Here is a 20,970-nt window from a genome sequence, read left to right as displayed (position 1 = left end):
CGCTTTGGGGCGCGCGAACGAGGACCAATCCAAGAACCAATCGTTTCGCGGGACGTTGAGTCCGCGATGTCAGACGCTTTTGATTATTTCCGAGCGCACGCGGTCCGAGCCCTTTGCAAGGCCCGGGCGATGCCGCGCGGACGAATGAAACATCTGCAAACCGTCGTGGCCCGGATCTACCACCTGCTGACCAAGGAGGCTGCGCATGGGCCCAACCTGCAGCACATGGACGACTTCCGGGCAGCCCAGAAGCTCGAGAAGTCGATCGACTGAACTGCAATGACGGTGACGCTGCACGCCCTCCCCCGACGCGCTCAGCTCCCTTTGGGAGCGGTCCTTGACTGCGACCCTGCAAGCCCGGGATTGATGGCCAGCGACGCGCCGGCGGCGCCGCCGGCTTCATAGGCCGTCATCGACACCATCCGGCTGCTGCTGCGCTGGGTCCGCATCTTCAGGTCGAGCTTGTCGAACTCCGCATCGACCACCGACGTCTTGAGAACCACCAGCCCGCGGCCGGTGCTTTCGTTGATGTGATCGCGACTGGCCTTGATCGCCACCAGCCTGTCCGCGATGGACCCCACCATCCCGAGCGCGAAGGAGGCATTGGCCAGATGCCGCTCCTGGTGCCGGAACCTGCTGTAGTCGACCGAGGTCTTGAAGCGGCCGAGCTCGGCGCGGACGGCGCCGTCGATCAATTCGGCCAGATAATGCGCGACCTCGATGTCCGCGCCGAGGCCGAAGAACACATAGCTGCTCTCGCCGGCCGTGTTCTTCTCGCGCCAGACCCGACAATCGCAGAAACGAGCGATCGCCCCGATGCAGTCGTCCAGGGGAATTCGCTTCTTGCGAAAAGTCTCGTAGACCTTCCGCTCGCACGGCGACGCCCGCAGTTCGACGTCGGACAGCGACAAATCGTGGCGATCCAGCAGTTCGGCGACCTTGGCGGCCGCAGACAGCGCCTCGTCCTCGGTGCAGCCATTGGCGATGGTCTTGGAACGCAACGCCTGAATGCGGAGCTTCAGCTTGTCGAGTGCAGCTGGATTGGATGTCTGATTCACCGATCACCTGTCCGGGTAAACCCGACGGATAGAACCCGGTCGGATAGACCGGCGGAAGGGGTCTCTTGTCAACTGTATTGATCTTCGACTTTTTTCGAACGGACCTCACTCCTTCTACGTGCGGTGCACGACCTCGCGGCACTGACCATAGAATGCAGAGACGAGGCTTCACTACAATCGCGCTCTCGCTCGATTTCCACCGCAACTGACAAATCACTGTCGGGAGCAGACCACCACAAGCCGAACGGGGTTGCGTGAGCGCCTTGGCTTTGGCGGCGTCGTCGTGTTCACAGTATTTCGAGCTTGCAGCCAGCCGGCTTTGATCCCTGCGCTTGTTGAGGTTAGCCGCAGCAGAGTGGTGGATTGAAGGACGCACTGATCAAGGCCGTCGATCGGTTTTGTGCCTCGACACATAGGGACTGGACCCGCTGTTAAGGTTTAGCGGTCAGGTTACGATAAGCACATGGACGAGATCAACTATGATGCGGTCTTCGATGCGCATCAGAAGGCGCGCGACGCCTTCAAGGCCGCACAACTTGCCTTGGCGAACGTCAAGGTCCGCGACCTTGCCGAATTGTGCCTCAAAGCTTGCATGATCTATGTCTTTGAGGACGTCAGGCAGCCGCACCTACGCCATGTCGATCCGGTGATTTCAGTTTCCGTCGCGATGGATCTGGCCGCAATGGCTGCCCCGACCAAGGGCGAAGCCTGAGCCTCCAGGCCCGCCGGTTCACGGCGGGCCCGTTGTTCTCCGGGCGAGAACAGATTGCGCTAATAATAAATCTTCGTTTGTTCCTTGCGCGTGTATTTATAAGCGGAACACGTAGAAGTACGTTGCCTTAGTTGGCGGCCGTATGCGCCGGTTCACGCTGGCGGGCCTTTGCGAACCCATCGTTACGTTGGCTTTCGCGAGCTCGTGGAGCTCAGCCATTGCTGAATATGCAGCGCGTTCTCACTGAGCTGCGCGGCCTTCAAAAGAGCTTCCCGCTTTGGCCCCGGAGGCGTTGCTTCGGCCCGGGTTCGAGCGGCGCTCGCCATTTGAGTTAGGCGTTCAGTGAGAGAAGGGATGAGCTTGACCATAGATGGCTCCGCGTATTTGGCGGGAGCACGTGGCTCTCAGTCACCGATATATGCCGTGATGGGCCGGTGATCGAATTACTAGGCGCCGGTTCCGCAAGAATAGATAGTCAATTCGCCGTAGGTTCTCGGCCCTTCAGAGGACCCCTGTTGCCTCACCTGGCGGCCCTTCGCGCCGCCTCAACATGGCGGGGCTTTCCTGTAGTTGCCGGCGATCTCCAGCAGCGCCGCGCGCTCTACCGGATCGTCAGTCTGGGCCGCCAACGTGCGGCAGATTGACTCAATGTCGGGCTCGCGATAGCGCGCGCTGATTGTACGTTCGATTGTGCGCTGGAGCCAATCTACAAGTCTAAGTAGCTGATTTTACTGGTGTTTTGGCGGAAGGGGTGTCCTGTCAACCTTCTTGAAGCTGCTGGGGTTTTCCGTCTGAGCCGCACGCGATCTACGGTCCCGACCACGGTTCTTTTGGCAGCTTCGCGGCCGTAGTTTTCCGCCATCTCGAGCAGCGCGCCGGCCTCGCCCGGCACCCTGCTCTCCTCCGCCCAGTCGCGGCACGGCCGCTCCATGCGCGCGAGCTCGTCGATGTCGTGCTGATGCTGCCCCATGTGGCCGCTCAGACTCCCGCCGTGCACTAAGCCGTCAAGAGTCGCCACCCGGAAATTTCCCAATACCGCTTTCGTCGAGCCGGCTGGATGATCGCGAAGTGAAATCATCGAAGCCAAAGCAGTGGACCGAGAGCGAACGAAAGAGGCTTGCCGCGATGGCACGTCGGCGCGCCGCGTCGGAAATTGCGGCAGTCCTCGGGCGGCATATCGGATCGGTGAAGCGGATGGCGCGAGACATGGGCTTGCTCCTAAAGAAATAACAAGCGGCTCTCCCACACCCACGACACGCAGTAGCTCGCGCGCGCCTCGACCTACTAGGAATCGATAATTTGCGAGGTACTTACGATGCCGCTTTGATGGCGGCATGCACGCTCGCCGTCGATACGCAAAATGGGCCGGTCACTATCCGCCCCGCTGAATGGCTGGCTGACGGCCATGTGACCTGCAGCATCCAGTGCCTGAACGGCCGCTGCGATCGCAGGGCCGACGTGCGGCTCGACACCCTCCCGCAAGATCAGCCGTGGGCGCGCGTCGGCTTGCGCATGGTCTGCTCAGCATGTAGCGCCGCGGATCTGTGCATATCGTCCCGAACTGGCATGACAGTCGCGGGCAAGTCAGGCCAAGCATGGGCTTGAGGTTTTGATTCCAGCGATGAAGCACGTCACCGAAGGCCCTTTTGCCGATCCAGAAGCCGCAGCCCGCAAGCTGCTCGAGCTCGCCGCCAGCATACAGCCGGTTCAGGACGGCCGCATCCACATCGAAAAGATCAACTATCCCTTCCTCTACACGCTCCTGACGCCGGCGCCGAATTCTGCGCCGGCGTCAGGAGCGCCGTCGAGAAAGGCTGGCTTGAGCTGCATGAGAGCGGCACTCATGTGCGGCTCCTGTCGCCGCTATGATCTCACTCCCGTAGGAACCTAGCAGCGTTGCCCGGTTTGCTGTCTCGCCGGCTCGCCCAAGCTGGCGGAGCGGCCCCGGCCCCTTATCCCCAGGTCTCCCCAAAGCCGGGGCCGTCTCTGGGCGAGACCACGCAAGGCGCTGGCCTAGCTGGCGGCATTCTTCCTGACGGTCGACACAGCTTCGATGAGGACCGGGCACTTTTCATATTCCTTAGCATCGCCCGCGACGGTACCGCGAAGCTCCCTACATTCGCCGCCGTCGAAGAACCACTTGTCTCTGCCAATGGCGACGATCACTTTGCATTTTGGGCAATGCACCTGCATCCGCCTATCATGCACTCAGAGTCGGTGCATTTCCAGTCACAACCTCAGCGAGTTTGGAAACGAAGGCTGATCCAATTGCGCATCAGAGCGCCGGAGCCTCAAAACTGAAGGTCGCGGGAACGGCTATAAGGCTGCTCCTGCGACCGACGCCGCGACGTTCCGCACGATCGACACGGCACCCGCGGTGCTAGCACAGGCGGGCCATCTCTCCCAAGCTCCAGCACATGAAAAACCCGCCGGCTCCGGTAGCCGACGGGTTCTCAATGCCCATGCGTACCGCGGTACTCGTCACCAATCCGCGATGCTAGATCGTAAGGCGGTACCTATTGACGTCAGGTTACCGCCTGAGCCGGCGATGCGTCATCAGGCGCTGACGGTCGCGCTTTCGGTGGATCCGGCGCCGCCGCTTCATTGGTCATGCTCATGCGCTGCGGGCCGGCTTCTCCTGCTCCCGGCTAACAGAACTTCCGCATGGACCTGGAACAGACCATCGCTCGCCGCGGCCGCGCCGGTGGATGAAAAGTTCAAACAGGGCAAAATCGCCGACAGGCATGGCGCGAGCACCGTGGAGATAAGTACTTGGAATTAGGCGGCATACGTTACAAATGGGACGACCAACTTTCGGCTATCGTCAGAGCTCGAGCCGCGGTCGAAAATAGTTGGAGCTTAAAGCATCAATCTGTACGCTAAGGCCTTCGCTAGCGATCCATGTAGAATGCGACCGACATATTCGTGTCGCGATTCCGCAAAGTCTCCGCCTCAATCTGCGCTGCTTCACGAAAAGCGTGAACTGAATGTCACCTTCCTCTACCGACAAGATCGCGCTCTTCATCGATGGAGCCAATCTCTACGCGACGGCAAAAACTCTGGGCTTCGACATCGATTACAAGCGCCTGCTGAAGGAGTTTCAGAGCCGCGGGACGCTACTTAGGGCGTTCTACTACACCGCGATCATCGAGGATCAGGAGTACTCCTCGATCCGGCCGCTGATCGACTGGCTCGACTACAACGGCTACACCGTCGTCACCAAGGCGACCAAGGAGTTCATCGACGCCTCCGGCCGCCGCAAGGTCAAGGGCAACATGGACATCGAGCTCGCTGTGAACGCCATGGAGCTCGCCGAGCACATCGACCAGATGGTGCTGTTCTCGGGCGACGGCGACTTCCGCTCTCTGGTCGAGGCCGTTCAGCGCCGCGGCGTGCGGGTCACCGTGATTTCCACCATCGCGAGCCAGCCGCCGATGATCGCCGACGAGCTGCGCCGCCAGGCCGACGTCTTCACCGACCTCGTCGAGCTGCAGTCCAAGCTCGGTCGCGACCCGTCCGAACGCCCTGCCCCGCGTGATGGTGAAGCGCGGGGACACCTGCCAAAATTCTTGCAGGAGCCGAAGGGAAACGACCCACACGAGTAGACCCTGAAGGCGTCGCCCACATTCCGCAAGCGCGGCTCGCGGTGGGCATGTTTGTCGCTTGAGATATGTTGGCGTCGGCTCGATGTCGCTTGCATGAAAAGGGCGGCATCCGGCATTATGTTTTTGCTGGCGAAGCGAACCTGCTGTGGCTCTGAAGAACCCGACGCTATTGCCGTCATCGTGACCGCCCTCCGGCTATCTCACGGCGACGAAGCTGCACGAGCCATGCTGGTCGGCGGCATGAGCCTGGCCGTGCTGATAGAAACGATGTTCTCCGCACCGATCGGGCGACGCGATGCCGTTCACAACATCACACGCGCGTTGGACGACTTCGCCATTTCGCCCGAACTCGGCACGGTCTGGCACCTTCGCTACGTTTACGAAAGTCATGGCTCGTTTCGCGTCGTCGATATGGAGATTGCGACGCCAACCGGCACGCTGTCCAGTAAAGACGTCTGGCTTCGTCTGCTTGTCTAGCTATCTCGCCACCTCTGCAATTTGGCCGGTGCTGTCGACGATTAGCGAGCGCGCGGTGCGTTCCTTGACGGCCTTGTAGGTCTTTATCTTTCCGGCTGGTAGTTCCTGGATGTGCGAATAGCCGGGGGCGCGAAGCTTAGCGATGATCTCCTCCGACGTCAGCGATCCCCAAACCAGTGCGAGGGCAGCCTGACGAAAGATCGCAGCACTTGTCCTCCTTCACTCGCCGCCATTTGATTGGCTTCTTAGCTTAGCCGCTGACCGGCCCCGACAAGTCTCCAGGCCCGCCTCTGTTGCCGCGATGCCTTCGGCAAAATAGGTCAAGATCATTGACGCGTTGGCAAGGGTGGACGCAGTCCTAGGGCCATTAAGCCTGACGTGTTGAAATCCGCTATTTACCGATGTTAGTCTTCTACTTTTACTACTCGCGCTATTTGCTCTGACGCCATCCTGATAGTGCTTTTTTGTGTTGGGGAGGACATTTATGCGAGGCTCTCGCGCAATCCTTTACGCCGAACGACTTAGCGACCTCACTTCTCAGCTCTCAGAGTTGGAAGATCTTCGAGATCTGGTCGAAGAAGCTGAGCGAAGCGCCGGCGGTGTGCCTCCGTTACGCTTGGCACATCCTCCGTCACGCCGCGTTCGACGTCGTGAACGGGGCGCTTTATCTGTTCGCCTCCGTGGCCACGCGCCACTAAGCCGGAATGCAGGAGCTATCAGCCTCCCTGACAACGACAACCAAGTCGATTGGACTTTGTTGGAGCCATTCCCCGACGGGTGGTGGGCTTCCTCCTAAAGCCATTTGAAGCGCTCACTCGACGAAGAAAGAGATCGATCCAATGCCGGTGGGCTACCCACCTTGCGTTCGCCCTTCGGTTGCGATTGGATCGTCATTTTAGGATTTAATCCAATGGCGATCCACTTGCTCGTGGCGAAGGTTCTCAGGGACGAGCTATCTTCAAGGGGCATTCGATCATTAACCGCCGAAGAGTCCGAGGCGATCGCTGCTCGCATTTTCGAGCGGATTACCGAACTCGAGCTGGAACTTGCCGCCCGGGGTTTCAACAGCGGCGACCATACGCCAACGTGACGACCCGAGCAGCATGTCTGTCTACGATCCTCTCCCACACGCTGCTGCGAACGCAGCGCTCATTGCGGCGATCAGTTTGTGCATTGCCAACCTCCAACGATCAAGATGATTAAACTTCTCCGCGCAGAGGCGTTAGAGGTCCTTGCCGATCGCATCTTGGAACAATGCCCTTTCACCATGATTGCCGCTCCATGAGGTGGCTCATTGGCATCCTGGCGGCGTTCCTGATCTGCCTCTTCATCTACGCCGGGTCAGCCTTCGTTTCGGTCTTGGGCCTGGTTTCGGCCGTGCGAAGCGCAGACGCCGCTCAGGTGATCGTCCGGACGAATCTGCCGCGGGTCCGCCATTCAATCGTTGATCAGATTGTGTCAGCTTGATGAAGGGGATGACGACAGACAGACCGCTTTGCGTAGTCCTGGCTATGCCGGTAAGTTCGGCAAAATCCTTTGTAAACGCAGCGTCGGCAACCGGCATTTGCATTCCGACTGCGTTTCTAGCGCCAAACCAGAAGCCGTGAGCAACGTACCGCTTGCTGTTGAGTTCATGGCTGGCAAGCACAGCCTGCCCCATCAGGAGGGGTGTTTCATCGCCCGCCCTGACCGTAAGCCCGAAGAAGCATCTGATATCGGATGATGTCGAATAAACGAGCTTGCCGAGACCCCACCGGCCCCCTGCCTTTCCGGATTTTCCGGACTTGCCGTGTCTTCGCCAGAAACTGTGGAAGTTTCCTCCGTCAGGGGCACCCGGATCTCCCGTAAGACCTTTTGTGGCAAAATCCTCAACCACGAGGACGCGGGGGGCGTTTTCGTCGATGGCTTCAAGTGGACTGATGCCACACGCCCTGAGGTGCGGCCTCAATGTTTCAAAGATCTGACGGAAACGCTTGGCGTTGGATGGGGCAACCTGATGACTGTTGACCCGGTTGATGGATGCGCAAGTCAGCGCGCCAACGTCTCCTTAGTCTTGGGCGTCTTGCCGATCCAAGATTTCGAACGAGACCGGCTCAAGGCGGATACTCCCTCCTCCAAATCGCTTTGTTTGCGTTCGCTCTTTTGCGGCTCAGCTTGATAGCTACGGTTGAAATCCACGATCAGGTCGCGAAGCAGCGTCTCTCAACCACGGAGCGCGGAGTGGTCGGCTTTTGGGTTGGAAGCAGACGAAGATCTTAGAGCGCCCAGATGCCGGCTTTTGACCCTAAGCCGAACTCCGCCTTGCGCCGATTAAAATCGGAGGCGCTTCATCGTCCCGGGTATGAAGCAGCGAATGCTCACACCCATCGGGCCATAGAGCGGCCAGACCAGCGTCGCTTTAGCCCTGTTCGGCTCGTCGATGACGGCGTCGTCGGGTACGTAATCCCACTCGGTTTCCACGTTGGTGGCGCCAGCCATCGCGCCCGAAGCCCCCAGGCGTTGTCGGCACGCGGACACGGTAATGGATGGTTGCCGGTGATCTCTCAATCTACCTCTGACAAATGCATCGCTTCGCTACCATCGCAGCACAGATCTCCCTTTCGGTCATAAAGCTCCGCAAACCACTTCGACAGATCAAGCCGATTGTGATCGTGCGCGAGCACGGCGCTGGTCGATACCATCAGCGCGACCGCGAACAGATTACGGAACATCGACTTATTCCAAATCGTTGGCTATCAAATCGGTCAGGGAGGAACTGTTGCCCGGATTCAGTCCACTCGCACAGCACCGCAATGGTCCGCGAAGTCACTGGCGTTGCCAGTCCGATGGCGTGCCCTAAATCGCTTAACCGCCCAGCGGGCCAACCGCCTGTGCTTCCGAAGTAGGTGGCCCGCTTCCGAGGGCTGGATCAGAGCAGGCTCACGCCAGCTTTGCTCGCCTCGCGATTAGACGGCCAGTCCACCAAACCCGCAATTGGAGAATTTGGATTCCCCCCCGCTCGGTCTACATGACGAAGCGGCCCGCACAACAACGGTATCTGTACCTGCGATTTTGATTCCACTAGCGTCCCGACAGGCTGATTCCATTTGCTGCCTTGCATGATTCTGAAAGTGGCCCAAAGGCGACATTCGACGTCAGGAGTGATTTCCAGCTGCCGTCTGAGCTTTGGATGCTAGCCGGGGAAGTCGCGGAACTCCTTGACGAGATTAAACGGAATCTTCCACCCGGCGCCTCCGTCGCGCATCAGCATCTTGATGTCTTCCGCCCTGTTTTCTTTTCCGGTTTTCGGATCGATCTCCAATGTGTGGCCGTTGCTGTCCCAGGGCTTGGTCGCGCTCTTCGAGTAGGAGCCGAGAAAATGCCCGGCTTCATGGGCAGACGTGTTAGGCCCGCGTTGCGAGCTGATGAAGGCAAGGTCCAGCGATCGAGCAAACGAGCCATTGGGAAAGGAGCCCTTGGACCGAAGCTTGTCGACACAGAAAATGGTGAGATGGGCGCCTTGAACTTTGTGTTTGGCGAAGAAGCTCTTCAGTTTTTCGACATCGATCACATCGGGAAGGATCGCAAGGCTCGCATCCTTCATGCCAGTCGCATTGGCGAGCTCCTGTTTGACGGCAGCCTGCGAGTCGTCGATGACCAGCCAGTCGGTTGGCACCCGCTCGAAGCGGATGTTGGCCTGCGGCCTCCATATATTGTTCATCGTCAGCAATTCATCTTGCTCACTGCAGGGCTTCTTGGCGTGAAAAGCCGGAGCGCCGCCGCTGCCCGGAATCATGACGTTGCGGAACGCCACCTTGATCTTGATTTCCGGCAGCACGACAACATAGAGCTTGGCTTCGATCTTCCGGCCGGCCGACCGGGCCACCACCTCCAGACCGGGAAAGGGAATCGGCTTGATCCGGCCATTGATTTCGAAAAACCGTGCATCGCCATTGAAGGTGGCGGGAAGTGACGCCGCCCTGAGCTGCGGATCGATGTCGGGTGCGGAGAAGGTGTCTTTGGTCTGCATGACACGTCTAAGAGTATCGGCGCCATCGATCTCCTTGATCCCGAGGGCATGGGGGTTAGGATCGACTTTGAGCTTTCTTCCGGGATCGATCAGAGCCACGATGTTGGAGCCGCCGAACGGCACCACCATGCCTGGCGGGCTGCGGCCCTCATCGATGCCGGAGCGGCGGAAAACCTCTTGGAAAGCGGCCATGTCCGGTTCTCCTGTTCTAGTTCGGACCGTCAACGCGAAATTTTGAACCTTCGGCCGTTCGCTGCGCGGCTGGCGGATGGTTTCCTCGGGCGTGCCGATCCTCGGCCATGATGCCGGCATTCATGAAGCCAACGCGGGTGGAGACATCGGCTGAGAAGGCCATCTCGTGCGTGGCCAGCATCGTCTTGCCTTGGCGCTTCTGGCCCCGGTCACCCCTTGGCAGCAACGTACCCATAGAAATTCATAAGAAAGTCCCGAACCGCGAGGGGCTTGACGGCATGGGTTTTTTCCTGCGGATGCGGTATCAAATAGTCTCCATCGCCATATGAGAAGACCTTCGCCTTCACGAACCCGTTCATCACTTGTATCTTCTCGCGCAGCACGACCCAGTGCATCGTAAGCGCGGAGCCTTTATCGGACTGGTCGTCATAGTCGATCATATTGGCGCTTATGAAAAGACATACGCGATATCCGCTGTCGAGCAGCCGGTTGGCTTCGTTTACATCGTCGATGTCTTTGTTGAATCGTGAAATGTTGGTATTCTCGCGCACGTCCCGGTATCCTGCCTTGCGAAACCATTGCTCCATTTCGCTCGGCAGGGTGACACCCGCAAGATCGCTGATCTTGCCTGTGTCGTCGAAATCCAGGAACCAGTTCTCCGAATCGCGTATGGAGGCGCATGTCAGCCAGTCGACGTGGTCCAGCGACCAGGGTGGCGTGAAGTTCCTCACATCCTTTCCCGGCTTGATCAGCAGGCGGCCAAGATTCGCCTGCCCCTTCTGATAGAGATCGATCGCGAAGCGCGCGTAAGACCCTGGCTTGTCCGACGCGTAGCCGAACATCAGGGCGGATGGCCCGCACAGACTTCCCTGGTCTTGATTGATGAGGCTCGGTTTCGCAATGCGCCTGAGAATACCTATGCCGACGCGGTGTGGGTCGAGCTTCGGAAAGAACGTCGTCCTCGTATTTTTCAGGAAATCGCAGACCATTTCCGCGGCTAGTTTTTTCTGGTCGGAATTGAGATCATACGGTCCGATCCCGCGCTTCTCCTTGTATTCTTCTCCGACGAAGAGCGTGATGAGCTTTTTCGAGGTGGGGGAGAGCGTTCTGGAGGTGTTCGCAATGGTGGTCAGGTCGTCCAGCTCGAATGCGGTGACCATACCGTCTGCAACGGTAGCCCGGATGATGTCAACGACCTCTGCGTAGTCCAGCTTTGAATCGTCGATGAGACCTTTGCGAAGTGCAGCATCGACGGAAGGAGTCGCGATTGCGTCCCATTGGCCCTTTGGCGGGGCGGGCTTGGCGGCCGCCTTCGTCGACAGTTCAACGAGCCGATTGAATGTCGGACCGGCAGGCCGAACATAGCCGTCAGGCGTGCCGGGAAAGTTCTTCTTCTGGAAGTACAGAATCGAGTTGTAAAGGCCGTCGCTGGCATAACCGGTCACGACCATCTGTGGTTTGAGCGTGTTCTCGGCGCCGCCGTCGGAAATGGCGATCTTGTTGAGCAGCGAAATAACCAGTTCCTGATCCTTTTTCCAGTTCTGGCAGCTGCGCCCTGTCGTCGCGAACCGTCCGACCTTGTCTTTCAACTGCAGCATATCGCGCCTCCCGGAACGGGAATGCTGCCTCGAGCGTCCTGACATGCAGCCGGAGGCAGGCGCCGTGGCAAGTCTTCCCGCTGTAGGGTTGGTCGCCCTTGCCGTCCCTTGTGTTCACTCGCAAGGACAGCGGTCGCCCTGTGGCGGTTCACGAATGAGTTATGTCTGGCTATCGGGGTAGACCGGAATTCGTCGAACGACTGTCCGCCGCTGGGCCAGGAGCCGACCTTGTCACGTTGTCGGCCGAACGTCAGCGTTTGACCCACAGCGGAAGTCGTCATTGGCTACTCAATTACCTGATCCGCCATTAGCAGGACGCCCTCTGGGATTGTTATCTGCAGTGCTTTGGCAGCACGCAGGTTGACAACAAGCTGGAACGCCGAGGGCTGCTCTACCGGAATGTCAGCTGGCTTGCTGCCTTTTAGAATCCGGTCGACGTACGTAGCCGCCATCTTAAAGAAGACTGTGGTGTCAGGGCCGTAGCTTATTAGCCCCTCATAGTTGGTCACGTAGCTGTTCACTTGAAAAACAGTCGGCAAGCTGGCCCGCAGCGCGATTTGAGGTAAGGAGGGGCGCGGTGGATCCGCAAGAACGTAAACGACGTCACAATGAGACGTCTTCATTTGAGCGAACACAAGCTCCAGATCTTCAGGGTCTCTCGCTGCGAAAGGGGTTGCTGAAATGCCAAGCTTTTCGGCTGCGGACACTGCAAGAGCGGCTAGGGGCGGATGAGTAGGATTGTTTGAAGTCAAGATGCCAATCTTCTTTGCAGTCGGAAACACCAACCGAATGATGTCCAGCATCTTTGTGGTTGTGTCGCCGAACATATTGGCGACACCGGTTATATTTCTGCCTGGATGTGCGAAGCTTACCACGAAACCAGATCCGATGGGATCTGTCGCCGGCGACATGACAATCGGGATTGTTGAAGTCGCCTTCTGTGCCGCTGCGATCGCCGGCGTTGCGTTTGCAACGATGACGTCAGGGTTCAGGGCCACGAGTTCATCAGCGAGAGCCGGAAGCAAGCCATACTTCCCATTTGCCTCTCGAACGTCGATGACGAGGTTCCTTCCTTCCTCGTAGCCCAGCGCGCGAAGCGCACCTCTCAATGTATTACTGCCTACTGGGGATCTCCCGGAATCAAGGTATCCCACGCGCCACCGACGCGATCCTTCACTCTTCCCGCCTGTCGCAAGAAGAAATGCAAGGCCGCTGGTCAACCAGGCACGGCGGGTTACGAATGGGCGCATGGATCTACCCTTAGGAACCGCCCGGAATTTTTAGCACCTTCGCAGTCAATAATCGAGAGATGCAGATGGAGCATCGTCAAGCGTGCTGGGTTCTCCTATCCATTGGTGGGCGGACCAGAGGGGTTCATTGTAATATCTTCCGCCATGGCGACGCTGCTATAGTCCGACGCACGCAACACGTCCTTGGAGGACGACATGAAACGCCGTGGCTTTATTGGTGCGCTTCTCAGTGCCGCCTTTTGGCAGACCACAGCGCAGGCACAGGAACGCACAAGGGTCGCTACGGTCGGATACGTCGACGCCGCATCTCGCAGTGCGGGTATGGAAGGATTGCTTACCGGTCTTCGTGAACTCGGATATGTTGATGGCAAAAACATCAGGCTGGTCCGCCAACAGTTTGCCGCTCCAACTGTAGAGAAAATGAAAGAAGCCATTTTGGCAGTGCTTCCATACGTCGATATTCTTGTCGTCGGAGGAACTGTTGGCGGCGTCGCGGCAAAATCCGCGACTGCTGAGATTCCTGTAGTATTTATTTCAGTCGGCGCGCCTGTAGATATCGGACTTGTAAGAAGCTTGGCCAAGCCCGGCGGCAATATGACAGGGGTGACGTTTGAAGCGGCCGAGGAAACGTACGCGAAGCGGCTTCAACTTTTGACGGAGGTTGTGCCTGGTCTTTCTAACGTGGCCATATTAGGAGCTGTTGGCGATCCGAATTTTCCATTTGCGATGGTATCATTGGAGCGGTCTGCTCCGGGCTTAAAAGTCTTACTAACGCGGGTCGCCGTAAATTCCGCTGACGACCTACCACGCGCGTTCGATGAGATGAAGCAGACTCGCCAGCAAGCTCTATTGGTAGTTTCCGGCTCGCTCACATATGGCAGCATTAAGGAGACAGCTGATCTCGCGTTGGTCAATGGGCTACCCTCTTGCCACGGTTTTAGGGAGGCCGTGGCTGCCGGGGGACTGATAAGTCTTGGACCTGATTTGGTGTCCTTGGGCCGTCAAAGCGCGCGATTGGTAGACAAAATCATTAAAGGCGAGCGTCCTGCAGATATTCCGGTCGAACAGCCTGCGCAATATGTGATGAGCATGAATCTGCGGACTGCAAAGGCGCTCGGTCTCACCGTGCCGCCATCATTGCTCGCGAGGGCCGATGAGCTAATCGAATAGTGACAGGGACTTCCGCATCTGGCCCATTGCGTCGGTTGGCGCTGTGCAGCGGCAGGTCTGGAGTCGGGGGTAGAGCAGAAGTCACCGCCGCCGGTGCGGACCGCCGCCTTTGACCCGAACCGGACATACGTTGTTTTTTCCATAACACGTTGAGCCGTCCGCGACTTTGGAAGACCCGCGTAGCACTCGATCCCGAGTGATAAATCGAGCTCCAAAAGTCGAGCAAGCATTACGCTGGACAATTCGTCGGCGAGAAAGCCGTCCATGAATTGAATAATGATGCTTGCAGTTCCGCCGTTGGCTTTGAGCTCCGAAAAGAACGCCTTGTGAGGCACCAGTGCGCCGATCAGACATGATAATTCAGACGCAAAGCCTGGATCTTCGACGACGTATTCCGTGCTGCGCCGCCATCGCGTGGTAGCATACGTTCCGGACAGGGGCGTGCCCTTCGCGGTTCTTCGGGGAGCGCCGACACAATGAGTGACGTCGGGCTCCATTCTTAGGCTTCTGGTGATTTGGTCCGGCACTAAGGTTGGATGCACGATGAACAGGTCGCCCTTCACGCGCAGCCGCGCTGCATCGCGTGCCAGCCGCGCATCCTTTAGCGACACATCTTTTAAGGAGCCGAGCCCGTGCCAGCGCTCCTTGCCATCTTTCCAGAATCGGTACGACCAACTTTTCGATGTTGGTCCTGTAACGATCAAGTAAAGCCCACCGCCATCGGCGTATTTGCCGGGCTTGGTTTGGCGATCGACGTCGAATGGTTTGAGCCTTCCAGCCATTGTTCCCCCAGGAAAACCGTCCTCCGAACCCACGGTCAAAATCTACGGTCAGCGACCTGACTAGGATGAACCCCGGCGAACTGCGAAGTACAGCGGTTCGGCGCAAGTCACTGATTTTGCTGTGGAGTTCGAACGACTGCGAACAGAGGAGAACAATATACTGGCGGAAGGGGTGTCAACCGAAGGGCACTGGAATTGTTGTGCTATTTTGATTTTCTACGGTTTGACCCACGCCCTGCCCCACGTGCGCAAACCCGGCCACTATATCCATATGCTACAAGGCATGACGGTTCGATTCGAGAGCAGAATGCCAAAGCAGCCGATCTCCGGGGCAATTCCCGAAAGCCTTATCACGGAGCCCGCCAAAGAACCCTTCGACGTCTGGTGGCCAAAGTACGCCGCGGAGGTGGAAAAGAGTGTGACCGCCGCGGAGCAATATTTAGAGGTTCCTACCGCAACAATCTCATCGATCCTGAACGATCCGGACTACGTCGCAACGGTGAAGACCTATGCGGTCATCGAGCCGATGTTGAACGACCTAATCTGCACGCGCCGGCCACGGTCGGTTTTTGGTGTGATGTCGCAAGACGAAAGCGAAGAGAGCTTCCAAGGGTTTGTTGCGCGGCTGAGCATCTCAGGACGCACGGGGAAAGTGGCGCTAGCGAAAGGTTTGGGTCTGCTCCGACCGGATCAAGTCCGATTTATCGAAGGCGTCGCCAGGGTGAGGAACCGCTACGCGCATAACGTTCGAAACATGCACCGAACGCTTCAGGACATCCTCGCCGAAGAGCAGCAAGGCAACGGGAAAATTGTTGAAGACGTCACGGGCATATCTCTGAAGCTACCTTCCCCTACTCTCGCCCCGACTTTGAAGATGTTCATGTATCATCGGTTGGCCGATTATTTATCGGACGCGCTTAAAACGTTGAAGCCGCCTCCGTTGCCGAGCGGTGGTCTTCTGGCCGGCCTGGGCGAGTACTTTGGCCAGTCTCATCCGCCAAAGTGAACGTTGGCGCTTCAGTCGCGATCCTTCGCCCGTGGCGCCTTCAATCCGATTTCGATCAACTGCCGTATCGCATCCGACACATTGGGTATCGGCCGCTGTTCACGGGATAAATTTCAGGGCGTGGCTACCGCCACAGCCGGCGAGTGATGTTGACCAAGGTTGCAAGAGGACACCGACCAAGACGCCAAGGATGCCGTAGGAGCTGGCCAGGAGCGCTGATCGGTCCGGCGCTGGTGGCAAATCCGTATGCTGCGCCAAGCCCGCCGAGCACACCGGCAAAGACGATCATGTTACGATCGTTGCGCGCTTCGACGTTGAAGATTGGCGGCCTGTTTTGGTGGAGAATGGGAGGACCGAACGGCTCCCTCGAACCGCAATTTTGGACATGTCGACGCGCTTGCCGAAACCGGGTGGTCGCAATCGTGGCAGCGTGTTTTACTTGTCCCATGGCGGAGATCTTGCGGGCCGCGCTGCTAGGCTGCAAGTCAACGTGGCGACCCTTAATGTAATTTATCAACATAACAGCTTGAAGTTGCATATATTTTCGGATTGTGCTCTATTGTTGGGGACGGCCGATCCCGGCCGAGTCCAGGTAGAGGGGGAAAATCCATGACGAAGAAAGCAGCGCCGTTTACGACGCGGGCGCGGATGGCGCTGGCCACCGATATTGCCGACCATCAGGTGCTCACCGAGCGCATCCGCATCCAGTTCGAGGCTCTGGCCAAGGTGCACAGGATCAAAATTCCAGAGCCCACGTTACGCTGATAATTCGAGGGAGCGGTCGTCCACGCGCGGCCGCTCTCACCTTTAGTCGTCAATTGATGATCCAAATGACAGATATTGAAGATGCGTTCTCGTCGTTTTTAGCTGAATGGAGCAAAACGAAGCTCGCGAGCCTCGGAGATCGTACTGATCCGAGCGACCACCAATATTATCACAAGCGGCGAGCCGAGCGATTGAAGGAAGATGCGGAGGCGGCTGGATTCTCGATCCAGGTCCACCGGCTCGGTCTGAACTACAAAGGAGGCTTGCGGGAGTTTATCCAAGGTGCCTACGAACGAGCAGAATTCCGTCGCCGACATAGGGATGACCTTTGATTGCGGCTCCCGTCACGCGCGCAACCCGCTAATTCTCCACACCCGCAATACGCAGTAGCTCTCCCGCGTTCTGAGCTACTAGGAAAGCGCCAATTTGCGCGCTGCTGGCGATCCCGCTTTAATGGCGGCATGTCCCGTCCGGTAAGACGCCACACGCCTACGCACGCCGACGGCCGGCAGATGAAGATTACCTTCGGCGAGATGCGCGAGATGGGGCTACGTGGCGTCCTGGTCTACTGCCATTGCGGCCATCACGTTGCACTAAGCCCCGATCGCTGGCCGGACGATATTCGCTTGTCTGATATCGAGCCGCGGTTTGTGTGCGCCGGATGCGGCAACCGAGGGGCTGAGGTCAGGCCTGACTTTGCCCCTCCCAAGATGGGCGCCAACGCATGAAGGCCCGCCAGCGTGAACCGGCCGCCTGATGCGAGCGGGCCACACGCACGGCAGCCAATAGCTCGCGTCGCTGCGCTGAGCTTCAGGAACGTATCGCGTCAATCGCGTGGGCAATCAGGATTGCAACGCTGACCGCGACTACGATTACTAGCAGCCAAGTGATCACGTTCGTCTCCATCATGGAGTTGAACGCGCTCAATCGCGCACAGTCAAAAACAACGCGCCAAGAAGCTTAATTTGGCGTTGCCCTGAGGATTCATGGCAACTCTTGCGTCCGCAGAAGGCCCTATCGGCGGAAGGCCAGTAGGAGAAGAACACCAACAACGCACGCCGCGAGTAACAGTAGCAAAGTACCCACGGCCAGTGAGACCAACTTCCCCAGGCTTCGTGCAATCTCAGCTTCGGCGGCGGCCAGTGCTGTATCTGGATCGGTCATTACGCTACCCACGCCAGCGCCTCTTCCAATGCCGGAGAAAGAGGCATCCCGATTTTCCTCGCGGCATCGTAGATTGCTTTCTTGCGGGCGCTCGCTTCCTCTCGCGCCTTGCGACGTGCAGCCAAGTCGGCTTCGGCACGTTCGTTCGCCTCTATGATGGCGTCTCGGGCAGCTTCGGAAAGCGTTTCCCACGCGGCAAAATCGGCCTCGGCGTCATCGAGCGTTTGCACTATCTCGCTTAAATATTTTCTGGCGTGATAGGCGGTCAGGACGTTATTGAGATGATCCAATTCACCTTGAACAAGGCGCGATGGACACCATCCATCCGCGAGCGCATTGTTCAGAGCGTCCAGACGCTCCTGGATTGGTACTAAGTCCTTTTCGGCCTGTTCCAGTCGATCGCCCCACGCGGTAAGGGCTTCCGGGGTAAGGTCGTCGCCGAATTGTTCAGGGAATACGATTTCCATTTTCCAAGGTTTCTGCGGCACGGACGTGCCAGCGGTCAGAAGGCTCAAAAGCATATTACGATCGGCATCGAAGTGTGTTAGCGAGTACCTTGTCAAGGTTTCAGCACTGCTCAACATCGAACGCCTCGCAATTGGACTTGCGGGGCGTTTCGTTTTAGGCGGCTTCGGCTTCGCGCGCGGTGCGCCAGGCAACGTACGCTTCTCGGCTGATGCGGCGATTGCTGCCGACCGGGTACGTCCGCGGTGCCTTGCCCTGCCCTTGCAGCTTGTAGAAAAAAGCGCGCGAGATTTTCTCGGCGGCGCAGAACTCGTTGATGGTGAAAGACTCGTCCATGTTGGTATCCTGACATGCCGAAGCGAGCGCGGAAGCGACGCATTCGCGGGTTGAAACCGATTGAAGGGGACGCACGACACCGGTCCTCCGAAGGGTCCGGTTCAAATTCTGCCGCAAGCTGCGGTCACCGTTGCGTCCACGTGGATTAAGGTACGCTCACATGAGTCAAGCAATGGTTAACCGCTATTAATTAGTGTGGCGAGCGTCGTTGTTCAGGCGGACACCGCAGCAATAGTCGGCCCACGCATTCATCAGATCGCGTCGCTTCACCAAGGCTGTTGAACGCCGATATGCAGCTTCGGTTTCGTCGCCAACCGCGTGTGCTAGAGCCATTTCGGCAATCTCGCGCGGAAAGCTTGTGCAGTCGCCCGCCCAATCCCGGAAGGTCGATCTAAAGCCGTGCGTGGTAGCGGTTGTATTGGTATGGCGGGCGATGCACTTGCTAAGCGTCACGTCGGACACGGGGCGGAACGGAATTTGCGCAAGGGCCAGGTTTGTCAAGGGCACCTTGTGCTCACGCTCCGCCTTCATGCGAACCGCTGGGATTGTCCAAAGTTCGCCCTTCACTTCGGTTGCCTGGTCCATATCGGCAGCTTCGTTGAAGCGGCATGCGGCCAGGATGATCCAGCGTAACATCTTGGCGGCGTCGCTCGCGTCGCTTGCCAGGGATCGCCAGAACTGCGGCAACTCTTCGTAACGCAGCGCCGGGTGGTGCTTCACGTCTGACTTGCGACGGCGGGCAAGCACCTGGTCAAGGTGACCGCGCCAAAGCGCAGGGTTCTCGCCGGTTCGCAGACCTTCCGCTTTCGCCGCGTTCAAGATCGCCTCAATCCGGCCCCGAACCCGCCGGGCGGTCTCCTTCTTGTTGTTCCAGATCGGACGCAGAACCTTCAACACCGCCTCGGTGTCCACTTCCGGAACGGCGAGCTGCCCGATGATCGGATAGGCGTAATCGCGCAGGCTATTTGCCCACTGTTGCCGGTGCTTCTCGTTTTTCCAGCTGACCTCTTTGCCGGCGATGTACCGCTTTGCATAGGTTTCGAAAGTGAGCGTTCCCGTTGCTGCTGCCTTGGCCTTGGCGCGCTCGCTAATGCGGTGTTCGATCGGATCGACATTACTGCGCACCAGAGCGCGGGCCGCGGCGGCGGCATCGCGAGCCGCTGCTAACCCCACATCGCGCATGGGACCGAGCCCCATGAACCTCTCTTTGCCGGTCACGGGCGATTTGAATCGAAAGACCCAGCTCGCGTTACCGTTCTTGTCCACGTCCAGCCTCAGCCCGTCGCCATCGGCGAGCTTGTCGCCAGCCTTGGCGTTTTTCACCTTTAGTGCAGTCAGATTTCCCATTGCTAATCCCTCAAAAGTGTCCGCCTAAACCCACGTCCGCACCCACGTCGACGATGTAGATGCCGGTAGACACGCGAACCTATTGAACGACGCAAAAGTAAAAATTCGCGTTAAGCCTCAAGGGGTTGGATGTCCGGGATGGACGAGTATAGACACTGATGGATTAGCACGTGGCGGAAGGGGTGGGATTCGAACCCACGGTACCCTTGCGGGCACGCCGGTTTTCAAGACCGGTGCCTTAAACCACTCGGCCACCCTTCCAAGTTCGGAATTGCTGTCGCTTAACGCAGTCGACGGCGCATGGCAACGCGAAGTTGGCGCCCGCCCCTTCCCCGGCATCGGATCTGTCAGGCGAGCGTCAGCCTGTTCCCTTACCCTATGCCCTCTCGGCGATCCCGGACACTGGCGACATCTCCCAGGGCGTCGCCGGTTGCGAGGCCCGGTTTGGAGTCGCCTCCGTTTCCGGGCCTCGTTTGCTGGCTGCAAAGAAAAGCGGCGCTCCCGTTGGGAGCGCCGCTTGAATTCTTCGTAAGCTAGCTTGGCTCAGTACCCGCAGGAGGCACAGTTCATCTGCACCGGGGCGTAATAGGAATAGCCCGGCTGGACCATCTCGACGCGCTGGCGCGTGGCGTATTGCGGCGGGATGCGCTCGTACTGGACGCTCGGCGGCGCCACCATCACGGTCTGCGGCACCATCACGGTGCGGTACTGCGCCGGTGCGCGGTGCGCCACGACGGAGCCGGGCGACACCATCACGGTCTCGTCGACGGTGCGGTATTGCGGCTGCACGTATTGCTGCTGGTAGCAGGTCGTGCACGGCGGCGGCGTGTAGCAATTGTAGCAGCCGGCGGAAGCCGCGCCGGTCATTGAAATCGCAGCGACGACTGTTGAGAAAACGACAGCGAGAGTGCGAGACATTATTGTGGTGCCCCAATTGCCCGAAACGGATTTGCGAAGATCGATGGCAGTATACGCCGCAAAATTCTGAGCTGCCGAAGTTCATCGGGGCATCCTTAATGCAAACGGCCGGCTTG

Annotated in this window: 24 protein-coding genes, 1 tRNA gene and 1 pseudogene; 11 read left to right on the top strand and 15 right to left on the bottom strand. The window is 58.4% G+C overall.

Going from position 1 to position 20,970, the window contains the following annotated elements:
• The first annotated feature begins 66 nt into the window (after nucleotides 1–66).
• On the top strand, nucleotides 67–273 hold the full coding sequence (locus IVA93_RS40930) for a hypothetical protein (protein WP_204511200.1): 207 nt from the start codon (nucleotides 67–69) through the stop codon (nucleotides 271–273).
• Between the two features lie 41 nt (nucleotides 274–314).
• On the opposite strand, the gene IVA93_RS18930 is transcribed toward IVA93_RS40930, so the two are convergent.
• The gene (locus IVA93_RS18930) at nucleotides 315–1,058 is read right to left on the bottom strand and encodes a DUF7168 domain-containing protein (protein WP_204511201.1); all 744 of its coding nucleotides are present in this window, start codon (nucleotides 1,056–1,058) and stop codon (nucleotides 315–317) included.
• Nucleotides 1,059–1,521: 463 nt separating this feature from the next.
• Here IVA93_RS18930 and IVA93_RS18925 point away from each other — a divergent pair, with 463 nt between their 5' ends.
• The gene (locus tag IVA93_RS18925) at nucleotides 1,522–1,770 is read left to right on the top strand and encodes a hypothetical protein (RefSeq protein ID WP_247452906.1); all 249 of its coding nucleotides are present in this window, start codon (nucleotides 1,522–1,524) and stop codon (nucleotides 1,768–1,770) included.
• A gap of 706 nt (nucleotides 1,771–2,476) precedes the next feature.
• Here IVA93_RS18925 and IVA93_RS18920 read toward each other — a convergent pair.
• The 3 genes from IVA93_RS18920 to IVA93_RS18905 form a co-directional block, all read right to left on the bottom strand.
• On the bottom strand, nucleotides 2,477–2,740 hold the full coding sequence (locus tag IVA93_RS18920) for a hypothetical protein (protein WP_247405505.1): 264 nt from the start codon (nucleotides 2,738–2,740) through the stop codon (nucleotides 2,477–2,479).
• Between the two features lie 34 nt (nucleotides 2,741–2,774).
• Complete coding sequence (locus tag IVA93_RS18915; RefSeq protein WP_247405507.1) at nucleotides 2,775–2,978, bottom strand: hypothetical protein; 204 nt, start codon at nucleotides 2,976–2,978, stop codon at nucleotides 2,775–2,777.
• 805 nt (nucleotides 2,979–3,783) lie between these two features.
• On the bottom strand, nucleotides 3,784–3,963 hold the full coding sequence (locus tag IVA93_RS18905; protein WP_085384870.1) for a hypothetical protein: 180 nt from the start codon (nucleotides 3,961–3,963) through the stop codon (nucleotides 3,784–3,786).
• A 794-nt stretch (nucleotides 3,964–4,757) separates the two neighbouring features.
• Between IVA93_RS18905 and IVA93_RS18900 the strand changes: the two genes are divergently transcribed.
• The 4 genes from IVA93_RS18900 (at nucleotide 4,758) to IVA93_RS18885 (ending at nucleotide 7,319) form a co-directional block, all read left to right on the top strand.
• A complete protein-coding gene (locus IVA93_RS18900) occupies nucleotides 4,758–5,375 on the top strand; it encodes a LabA-like NYN domain-containing protein (RefSeq protein ID WP_247475837.1) in 618 nt (205 codons plus the stop codon).
• 93 nt (nucleotides 5,376–5,468) lie between these two features.
• A complete protein-coding gene (locus IVA93_RS18895; RefSeq protein WP_247403254.1) occupies nucleotides 5,469–5,852 on the top strand; it encodes a hypothetical protein in 384 nt (127 codons plus the stop codon).
• Between the two features lie 910 nt (nucleotides 5,853–6,762).
• Entirely contained in the window at nucleotides 6,763–6,942 is a 180-nt protein-coding gene (locus IVA93_RS18890) for a hypothetical protein (RefSeq protein WP_247403251.1), read from the top strand.
• 164 nt (nucleotides 6,943–7,106) lie between these two features.
• Entirely contained in the window at nucleotides 7,107–7,319 is a 213-nt protein-coding gene (locus tag IVA93_RS18885; RefSeq protein ID WP_345956547.1) for a DUF2939 domain-containing protein, read from the top strand.
• Nucleotides 7,320–8,395: 1,076 nt separating this feature from the next.
• On the opposite strand, the gene IVA93_RS18880 is transcribed toward IVA93_RS18885, so the two are convergent.
• The 5 genes from IVA93_RS18880 to IVA93_RS18860 all read right to left on the bottom strand — a co-directional run bounded on the left by IVA93_RS18880 (nucleotide 8,396) and on the right by IVA93_RS18860 (nucleotide 12,901).
• Entirely contained in the window at nucleotides 8,396–8,563 is a 168-nt protein-coding gene (locus IVA93_RS18880) for a hypothetical protein (RefSeq protein ID WP_247338814.1), read from the bottom strand.
• A 461-nt stretch (nucleotides 8,564–9,024) separates the two neighbouring features.
• Complete coding sequence (locus tag IVA93_RS18875; RefSeq protein ID WP_247366684.1) at nucleotides 9,025–10,053, bottom strand: hypothetical protein; 1,029 nt, start codon at nucleotides 10,051–10,053, stop codon at nucleotides 9,025–9,027.
• A 16-nt stretch (nucleotides 10,054–10,069) separates the two neighbouring features.
• Nucleotides 10,070–10,288, bottom strand: coding sequence for a hypothetical protein (locus tag IVA93_RS18870; RefSeq protein ID WP_247366688.1), 219 nt, complete (start codon nucleotides 10,286–10,288; stop codon nucleotides 10,070–10,072).
• The gene (locus IVA93_RS18865; RefSeq protein ID WP_247366692.1) at nucleotides 10,263–11,651 is read right to left on the bottom strand and encodes a hypothetical protein; all 1,389 of its coding nucleotides are present in this window, start codon (nucleotides 11,649–11,651) and stop codon (nucleotides 10,263–10,265) included. The genes IVA93_RS18870 and IVA93_RS18865 overlap by 26 nt, the downstream gene beginning before the upstream one ends.
• A 284-nt stretch (nucleotides 11,652–11,935) precedes the next feature.
• Nucleotides 11,936–12,901, bottom strand: coding sequence for an ABC transporter substrate-binding protein (locus tag IVA93_RS18860; protein ID WP_247402078.1), 966 nt, complete (start codon nucleotides 12,899–12,901; stop codon nucleotides 11,936–11,938).
• Nucleotides 12,902–13,096: 195 nt separating this feature from the next.
• Between IVA93_RS18860 and IVA93_RS18855 the strand changes: the two genes are divergently transcribed.
• Nucleotides 13,097–14,071 (top strand): ABC transporter substrate-binding protein, encoded by a 975-nt coding sequence (locus IVA93_RS18855; RefSeq protein ID WP_247402075.1) that lies wholly within the window; start codon nucleotides 13,097–13,099, stop codon nucleotides 14,069–14,071.
• A gap of 188 nt (nucleotides 14,072–14,259) precedes the next feature.
• On the opposite strand, the pseudogene IVA93_RS41190 reads toward IVA93_RS18855, so the two are convergent.
• A pseudogene (locus IVA93_RS41190) lies at nucleotides 14,260–14,853 on the bottom strand (integrase arm-type DNA-binding domain-containing protein); the annotation flags it as partial.
• Nucleotides 14,854–14,974: 121 nt separating this feature from the next.
• Between IVA93_RS41190 and IVA93_RS18845 the strand changes: the two are divergent.
• From IVA93_RS18845 to IVA93_RS18830, 4 genes are all read left to right on the top strand, one after another.
• Nucleotides 14,975–15,859 carry a hypothetical protein gene (locus IVA93_RS18845; RefSeq protein WP_247789909.1) on the top strand — a complete coding sequence of 295 codons (885 nt, stop codon included), beginning with the start codon at nucleotides 14,975–14,977 and terminating at the stop codon, nucleotides 15,857–15,859.
• A gap of 609 nt (nucleotides 15,860–16,468) precedes the next feature.
• Nucleotides 16,469–16,624 carry a hypothetical protein gene (locus IVA93_RS18840; protein ID WP_247789908.1) on the top strand — a complete coding sequence of 52 codons (156 nt, stop codon included), beginning with the start codon at nucleotides 16,469–16,471 and terminating at the stop codon, nucleotides 16,622–16,624.
• A gap of 65 nt (nucleotides 16,625–16,689) precedes the next feature.
• The gene (locus tag IVA93_RS18835) at nucleotides 16,690–16,956 is read left to right on the top strand and encodes a hypothetical protein (protein WP_247789907.1); all 267 of its coding nucleotides are present in this window, start codon (nucleotides 16,690–16,692) and stop codon (nucleotides 16,954–16,956) included.
• A gap of 129 nt (nucleotides 16,957–17,085) precedes the next feature.
• A complete protein-coding gene (locus IVA93_RS18830) occupies nucleotides 17,086–17,352 on the top strand; it encodes a hypothetical protein (protein ID WP_247789906.1) in 267 nt (88 codons plus the stop codon).
• A gap of 435 nt (nucleotides 17,353–17,787) precedes the next feature.
• Here IVA93_RS18830 and IVA93_RS18825 read toward each other — a convergent pair whose 3' ends face one another.
• The 5 genes from IVA93_RS18825 to IVA93_RS18805 all read right to left on the bottom strand — a co-directional run bounded on the left by IVA93_RS18825 (nucleotide 17,788) and on the right by IVA93_RS18805 (nucleotide 20,803).
• Entirely contained in the window at nucleotides 17,788–18,372 is a 585-nt protein-coding gene (locus tag IVA93_RS18825) for a hypothetical protein (RefSeq protein WP_247789905.1), read from the bottom strand.
• Between the two features lie 37 nt (nucleotides 18,373–18,409).
• The gene (locus IVA93_RS18820; RefSeq protein WP_247789904.1) at nucleotides 18,410–18,589 is read right to left on the bottom strand and encodes a transcriptional regulator; all 180 of its coding nucleotides are present in this window, start codon (nucleotides 18,587–18,589) and stop codon (nucleotides 18,410–18,412) included.
• A gap of 186 nt (nucleotides 18,590–18,775) precedes the next feature.
• A complete protein-coding gene (locus IVA93_RS18815) occupies nucleotides 18,776–19,936 on the bottom strand; it encodes a tyrosine-type recombinase/integrase (protein ID WP_247789903.1) in 1,161 nt (386 codons plus the stop codon).
• A gap of 171 nt (nucleotides 19,937–20,107) precedes the next feature.
• Nucleotides 20,108–20,197: transfer RNA gene (locus tag IVA93_RS18810), tRNA-Ser, on the bottom strand.
• Nucleotides 20,198–20,479: 282 nt separating this feature from the next.
• Nucleotides 20,480–20,803, bottom strand: coding sequence for a hypothetical protein (locus tag IVA93_RS18805; RefSeq protein ID WP_085385228.1), 324 nt, complete (start codon nucleotides 20,801–20,803; stop codon nucleotides 20,480–20,482).
• Nucleotides 20,804–20,970 lie beyond the last annotated feature (167 nt).

This window comes from Bradyrhizobium sp. 155 (genome assembly GCF_023101105.1).
Taxonomy (GTDB): domain Bacteria; phylum Pseudomonadota; class Alphaproteobacteria; order Rhizobiales; family Xanthobacteraceae; genus Bradyrhizobium; species Bradyrhizobium canariense_D.
This window is presented reverse-complemented; position numbering and strand designations above follow the sequence as displayed.